This window comes from Stutzerimonas stutzeri SDM-LAC, from assembly GCF_000235745.1.
Classification (GTDB): Bacteria; Pseudomonadota; Gammaproteobacteria; order Pseudomonadales; family Pseudomonadaceae; genus Stutzerimonas; species Stutzerimonas stutzeri_H.
The window spans coordinates 202,110-209,516 of the sequence record NZ_AGSX01000043.1 but is presented as its reverse complement, the minus strand read 5'-3'; the positions used below and the strand labels follow the sequence as shown (position 1 = coordinate 209,516).

General features: G+C 59.6%; 5 protein-coding genes. All 5 read right to left on the bottom strand.

Annotated elements, in window-relative coordinates; translation table 11 throughout:
- Window positions 1-262 (bottom strand): MBL fold metallo-hydrolase (locus tag PSTU_RS0104915; protein WP_029404617.1); only part of this gene is annotated, 262 nt, incomplete at its 3' end.
- Window positions 263-391: 129 nt separating this feature from the next.
- On the bottom strand, window positions 392-1,672 hold the full coding sequence (locus tag PSTU_RS0104910; RefSeq protein ID WP_019339933.1) for a Wzz/FepE/Etk N-terminal domain-containing protein: 1,281 nt from the start codon (window positions 1,670-1,672) through the stop codon (window positions 392-394).
- 441 nt (window positions 1,673-2,113) lie between these two features.
- A complete protein-coding gene (locus PSTU_RS0104905) occupies window positions 2,114-3,391 on the bottom strand; it encodes a Wzz/FepE/Etk N-terminal domain-containing protein (RefSeq protein ID WP_019339932.1) in 1,278 nt (425 codons plus the stop codon).
- 222 nt (window positions 3,392-3,613) lie between these two features.
- Window positions 3,614-4,909, bottom strand: coding sequence for a putative hydroxymethylpyrimidine transporter CytX (gene cytX, locus PSTU_RS0104900; protein ID WP_019339931.1), 1,296 nt, complete (start codon window positions 4,907-4,909; stop codon window positions 3,614-3,616).
- Between the two features lie 519 nt (window positions 4,910-5,428).
- Window positions 5,429-7,309 carry a phosphomethylpyrimidine synthase ThiC gene (gene thiC / locus PSTU_RS0104895; RefSeq protein ID WP_029404616.1) on the bottom strand — a complete coding sequence of 627 codons (1,881 nt, stop codon included), beginning with the start codon at window positions 7,307-7,309 and terminating at the stop codon, window positions 5,429-5,431.
- Window positions 7,310-7,407 lie beyond the last annotated feature (98 nt).

Here is a 7,407-nt window from a genome sequence, read left to right as displayed (position 1 = left end):
CACCGAACCCTGCCGGGAGCAGGTAGGGAATGCGGCCGACGTGGTCGATGTGCACGTGGGTGGCGATCAGCGCCTTTATGCCGTCCAGCGGGAACTCAATAGCGAGGCGATCAGCGCCAGGTTCATCAGGGATCGATGCATCGTTGCCCTGGAACAGGCCACAGTCGATCAGCAAGCTAGTGGCGGCATTAATGAGCAGTTGATGGCAGGAGCCGGTTACGCCGTCCTTGGCACCGTGATGTTCTATTTGTGGATAGGTCATGGTTATTCCTTTAACAACGTCACCAAGGCGCCCGTGACAGACTAGCCACGAGCCCGCTGAAAAATAAGCGGGGATTCTACCGAGTTTCGGAGAGACTGAATTGCCAGCAGCGTTCCGACGGATGGATGGTCAGGTCGCAGGAACGGGGCGACGGAGGTTTCGCACCAGCGCGATGAACAACCCAAGCATACCGCCGAGCACCAACGCGAGCGCAACGATGAGCGCCTTCTTTGGCTTGATCGGATTGGTCGGCTCTACTGCAGCCTGGTCGATGGATACCAGCTTGAGCGACTCGGTATCAAACTGCAGGGCACGCAGGCGTGCGGCCTCTTCTCGCCAGGCCGCGAGGTCTTTCAGAAACAGGTCTTCGTTTTCGCGGCTGTTGAGCACTTCGATCTGGCGGTTGTGCTCGAGCAGTTTCAGTTCGCGGGCGATTTGTGCAATGCGCGGCTCGGTGAAATCGTCGGAGCGGCGAGCCAGGAGTGCTTTGCGCTCGGCCTCCAGTGCGTCACTGCCCATGAAGTAAAGCGGGATCTGCTGGTTGTTCACCTCTGTGCGGATCACGCTGCCTTGGCTGGTGATCTCGGCGGCGCCAAGCGATGAGGGGGTGGTGGGCTTGGTGATGCCCAGCGACGAAGCAATGCGAATGGCTTCGTTGAGTTGGTTGATGCGGTTTTCGCGCCGTGTTTTCAGTTGTTGGCGCAGCGCAGCCAGTTCGTCGCTCAGTTCGGCACGTTTGAGTGCATCCGCCTCGGTCAGCTTGGCTATCTTGATTTCCTTGGTGGCATCGTAGTGCTCACGAGCGGCGGCCATTTTTTTATCCAGCTGGCTGAGCCGGTTGCTGATCAGCGTATCGAGGTCTGCGGCGATCTGCTGGCGGACGTTGGTCAGAGAGTACTGGACGAAACTGTTAACGACCTCTACCCCGTCGAGACCTTGCGGGTAGGTCAGCTGAATACCCACGAATGGCGTGGTGCCTTCGACCTTCTTCGCGTCGGGCTGCAGCAGTTTGAATGATTTATCGTTGAATGCCTCGAACGCTTGCTCCAGGCTGCGACCGGGCTGGGCTAGATCAGCAAACAAGGGCTGGTTGTCCCGAAAGAACTCAAGGCGGTTTTCGTAGGAATCCAGCGCGATTCCGACTTGGGCCAGTGCCTGCTTCGGTGACAGCTCGTAGACGCCCAGGTGGTTGAGCTCATCGAGGTCTTTGATGGCGGCTGGGCGCAGCACGCTTTGGACGGTGTAATACGGCGTTGCGAGCAAGGCGTACACGAGTCCGAGGACACCGACCAATGCAGTGACGGCGGTGATTAGCGTTTTTTGCTTCCATAGCGCGCTGACGAGCTGAACCAGATCAATCTCATCGTGCGTAACGGGGGTCAAATTCTGCGGGGAGGCTACAGCGTTCACGTCGAATTCCGTCTCATCAGTGTGCAGCGCGGCGAATGCCGGCGCCCGGTCGCGACCACAAGAAAACGGAAATGTTCCGTAATGTTTTGCGGGCCGCCATTTTGCCACCCAGATCACAAAAAACAAGCGGGACGGCGTGCATTAGAGCTGACGATGTGTCGCAGGTGACGCGCGGTATTTTAGGCGGGGGAACTGCTTGCAGATCGGGGCTGAGCGCGAATAGCTTCACCCGAAGGTGGGCCTCCTACAGAAGCGGAGGAGGTTGGCGGGCTGCGTACGGGTGCATCTCGCCGAGACGGGTTTAGCGTATTTTGAGCTGTGGCAACTGCCACGGGGGCTGAGCAGCCTTATCGAACAGCTAGGGCGCACCATTTGGTTATGGCTCGCCCGTGTAGACCAGTTATGGAGGAGCGCGGTCATCACACTAGTGGACGGCTGAAATCAGCGAAGGGCGAGGTGCGGCTCCTGATTACGCGTTATGAGGCTACGCACCAATGCAACAAAGACGCCGAGCATCCCACCAAGCACCAGCCCCAAGGCGAGAATCATGGCTTTTTTCGGCTTGATGGGGCTGAGTGGTTGCAGCGCCGGCTGGTCCAGGCGGACCAGTCGTAGCCGTTCCGTGTCGAGCTTGATGCCTTTCAGGCGAGCCGCCTCTTCGCGTAGCGCAGCGAGGTTCTGCAGGTAAACGTCTTCGCCTTCACGCTCGTTCATAATCTCCACTTCTCGATTCGTTTTGAGCATGGCCAGTTCCGACTGGATCTCGGCGATGCGGGGCTCGATAAAGTCGTCCGAGGTTCGCGCAGCGAGCGCGTCACGCTCAGCGGTCAACGCTTCGGTACCCATGAAATAAAGGGGCATCTCCTGATTAGTCACTTCGGTGCGAATGACCTGGGTGCCATTACGAGGCGATTCGGCCATGCCCGAGGGGCTGGTCGGTGTGCGAATCCCCAGCGACTCAGCAATGCTGATCGCTTCATTGAGCTGTTGGATGCGGTTTGTTCGGCGGGTCTTGAGTTCGGCACGCAACGCGGTGAGCTCGTCCTGCAACTCGGCGCGCTTCAAGGCATCTGCCTCCAGAAGCGTTGCAATTTTCGCTTCCTTGGAAGCTGAATAGCTAGCACGCTGAGCCTCCATATTCATGTCCAGGCTCGCGAGTCGGTTCCTGACTAGGCTTTCCAGGTCGTCCGCAATTTCACGACGTTCGAGTTCGAGCACATACGCGACGAACCCGTTGACTACCGAAGCACCCTCCATGCCTTGGGGATAGGTCAGCTCGAGCCCAACAAAGGCACTGCGATTGTCCTTTCGCTTTGGGTCCGGGAAGAGCACTTCAAACGCTTCTTCGTTGAAGTTCGCAAATGTCTGTTCGAGGGAGTCGCCGCGCGTTTCGATCTGCTGGAAAAGATCTTGGTTGTTCAGGAAGAAGTCGAGCCGGTTGTCATAGGAGGACAACCCACCGGCTACTCGGTTGATAGCCTCTTCTGGGGTGAGCTTGTAGATGCCGGTCTCATTAAGCTGGTCGAGACTGCTTTGCGGAACGGGGCGGAGATAGGTTCTGGTCTGGTAATACGGTGTCGCGAGGAAAGCGTAGGCGGCCGCGATCAGCGTAACGATTGCCGTAATAGCAACGATCAGAAGCTTCTGTCGCCAAAGGGCGCGAAACAGCTCGACGAGGTCGATCTCTTCAGCCGAGGAGGTTTGATGCTGAGCGTTCATTCCCTATTTCCTTATTGTCGTTACGCTTCAGTGCAAGAAAGCGAACCGGGATTAGTACGCAACTCCGGCGACAAGTTCAGCAGTGCAAATGCATTTTGAAAATTTTTGATAGGCCAGAATCGGCCAACTGGCCCGTACGGGCGGGCCGTGTCGCCAATCGCGGGAAAGTGGGAATGTAGGACGCCTGCAGCACACCTATGGCCCGGTTCGCCCCACCCGGCTCTATTGTGTAATCGGCGTATGTGCCGTAGTCCCACCGAAGCGGCTCAACACCAACAGCAACCCACCGGACAGAAACAATGCCGGCAGGCTGGCGCCAATCTCAGGCCAGGCGCTGGCAAGCACGTGATAGACGACCACACCGCATCCCCAGGCCAGCAGCGTTTCCCAGCGCAGGATCGCAGCCGTGGCCTGCAGCTGTCCGCGCCGACGCAGCAGGTAGTGATCCACCAGCACCACGCCGAACAATGGCGCGAACACCGAGCCGATCAGCAGCAGGAAGTTCTGGTATTTTGCCAGCGGCGCGAACCAGGCAATCAGGGTGCAAAGGGCGCCGATCGCCAGTGCCAGCCGCTCGACCTTGAACGGCAGCAGAATGCCCACTGACACTGCCGCCGAATGGATGTCGGCGAAGGCATTTTCCGACTCATCCAGCAGGATCAGCAGCAGCGGAATCCCCAGTCCGGCGCCGGCCAGTGCCAGCAACAATGCATTAACCTCGCCGCTATCGGCAAACGCCAGGGTGTAGGCGACGCCAAGGCTCATCAGCCAGACGTTACCGATGAAGAAGCCCAGCACCGTGCCGCCGAACACCCGACCCGCCGCCTTGCCGAAACGCGAATAATCGGCAATCAGTGGAAGCCAGGATAGCGGCATGGCAATGGCGATATCGAAGCCCAACGCAAAGGGCAGCGAGCGGTCGCCTTGACGTGCCCAAAGTGCATTGAGATCGGCCTTGTCGAACAGGTTCCATGTCAGCCAGACGCAGGCGCCGAGCAGCAGCCAGATACCCCACTTGCGCAGGATTCGACGTACAAACGTGAGTGGACCGGTAATCGCCAATAACGTCGCCAGCGCACCGAAGAACAACGTCCAGAGCATGGGGCTGATCAGCCAGCTCTGCTCGCCGAATGCACGGGTTGCCAGCAGGCTCGCCGCGTCGCGCATGACGATGATTTCGAACGCGCCCCAGCCGATCAACTGAATCAGGTTCAGCAATGCCGGCAGCACTGCCCCGCGGTCACCCAGCGTGCGCTTCAGGTTGGCCATTGACGACAAGCCGGTATCGCTACCGATCACGGCCACCGCGCCGAGCAATATCACGCCGACCGCTGTGCCGCTGACGATTGCCAGCAAGGCGCCCTGCATGCCCAATCCAGGCGCCAGCAAGGCGCCGAGCTGCAGCACCATCAAGCCGACGCCAAGGGAAAACCACAGGGAAAACAGATCACGTCCGCCGAAGACGCGATGTTCGGCGGCGATGCGCTGATGGGGGGAATAACGACCATGAATGTTCAAGGTTTGTCTCAAAGGAATTGTTGTGGAACCCGGCAGAGCCGGGTGTATTTCGCGGAACGCCGGAAGCGCTGGTGGCGATTCCATCCTACAGAGCTGGCAGAGCCAGAATTGTAGGAGCGGCCCATGGCCGCGAACCAGCCGCCATGTAGAGCGGATGTCGCTTTATCGATCCACCGAACAGCGTCACGGTGGATGTAAAAACGACATCCACCCTACGAGGCTGCGGTTTTGTAGCTTGGATTAGCCGAAGGTAATCCGAGGATACGCGGCAAACCCGCCGCCCCTCGGTCGCCCCGACGCCATCCGCCGCGCCGCATCAAGCATCCTTCATCGCGCGGTAAACGACGGAAGCGCCTCCTGGCGATTCCATCCTGCGGATCTACGGAGCTTCGGCGGGATGCGCCGCCCTGCGGTTACAAAACCACGACCTCCGTAGGGTGGATCACGCTTCACCGATCCACCGAACGAAGGCGTCATGCGGTGGATGTGAAAAGCGACAGCCACTCTACGGAATCATCATCACACCTGCTTGTAGATCACCGAGCCTTCATCCTTGAAGCGCGAAGACTGCTCCTTGAAGCCGGCTTCGATGGCCTTTTGCTCGTCGGTCAGGCCGTTCTCCGCCGCGTATTCACGCACCTCCTGGGTGATCTTCATCGAGCAGAACTTCGGGCCGCACATGGAGCAGAAGTGCGCGACCTTGGCCGAATCCTTGGGCAGGGTTTCGTCGTGATAGCTACGCGCGGTGTCCGGGTCCAGGCCGAGGTTGAACTGGTCTTCCCAGCGGAATTCGAAGCGCGCCTTACTCAAGGCATTGTCGCGGATCTGGGCGCCCGGGTGGCCCTTGGCAAGGTCGGCGGCATGCGCGGCGATCTTGTAGGTGATGATGCCGGTCTTGACGTCATCCTTGTTCGGCAGGCCGAGGTGCTCCTTCGGCGTGACGTAGCAGAGCATGGCGCAACCGAACCAGCCGATCATGGCGGCACCGATGCCGCTGGTAATGTGGTCGTAACCCGGTGCGATGTCGGTGGTCAGCGGACCGAGGGTGTAGAACGGCGCCTCATCGCAGCATTCCAGCTGCTTGTCCATGTTCTCCTTGATCAACTGCATCGGTACGTGGCCCGGGCCTTCGATCATGCACTGCACATCGTGCTTCCAGGCGATCTTGGTCAGCTCGCCGAGGGTTTCCAGCTCGCCAAACTGCGCAGCATCGTTGGCATCGGCGATCGATCCCGGACGCAGGCCGTCACCCAGCGAGAAGCTGACGTCATAGGCCTTCATGATTTCGCAGATTTCCTCGAAGTGGGTGTAAAGGAAATTCTCCTGGTGATGCGCCAGGCACCACTTGGCCATGATCGAGCCACCGCGGCTGACAATGCCGGTGACGCGTTTGGCGGTCAGCGGGACGTAGCGCAACAGCACACCGGCGTGGATGGTGAAGTAGTCAACGCCCTGCTCGGCCTGTTCAATCAGCGTGTCGCGGAACAGCTCCCAGGTCAGGTCTTCGGCCACGCCGTTAACCTTCTCCAAAGCCTGATAAATCGGCACGGTACCGATCGGCACCGGCGAGTTGCGGATGATCCACTCGCGGGTTTCATGGATGTGCTTGCCGGTTGACAGGTCCATGACGGTGTCAGACCCCCAGCGAATGCCCCAGGTCAGCTTGGCAACTTCTTCTTCAATCGAGGAACCCAGCGCCGAGTTGCCGATATTGCCGTTGATCTTCACCAGGAAGTTGCGGCCGATGATCATCGGCTCGAGCTCGGTGTGGTTGATGTTGGCGGGGATAATGGCGCGGCCGCGCGCCACTTCGTCACGCACGAATTCGACGGTGATTTCCTTCGGGATCGAGGCACCGAAGCTCTGCCCGGCATGTTGCTCGGCAAGCAGGCCGGCGGCGCGGGCTTCCTGCAGCTTCAGGTTTTCGCGGATGGCGACGAACTCCATCTCGGGCGTGATGATGCCCTGACGCGCGTAATGCATCTGGCTGACGTTCTTGCCCGGCTTGGCGCGGCGCGGATTGCGCACGTGGGCAAAGCGCATCTTGGTCAGCTCGGCATCGGCCAGGCGCTGCTGGCCGAACTGCGAGGTCAGGCCGTCGAGCAACTCGGTGTCGCCACGGTCGTCGATCCAGGCCGAACGCACGTCGGCCAGGCCTTTACGCACGTCAATGGTCACGCTCGGATCGGTGTAAGGACCGGAGGTGTCGTACACCAGCACTGGCGCGTTGATCTCGCCGCCGAAGTCTGTAGGGGTAACGTCGAGACTGATCTCGCGCATCGGCACGCGAATATCCGGGCGTGAGCCCTGCACATAGATTTTCTGAGAACGGGGGAAAGGCTGGATCGACTGCTGGTCGACCTGGGCCGATTCACTCAGGTTTTGTTGTTCTGCACGCATCAGGCTGGCTCCTCGATAGTTGTCGGAGCGAACCTGAAAAACACGGCGGATGAAGGGCATCGGGGCGCGCCGGAACTGGCGCCGAGAGAGCTGGCCGA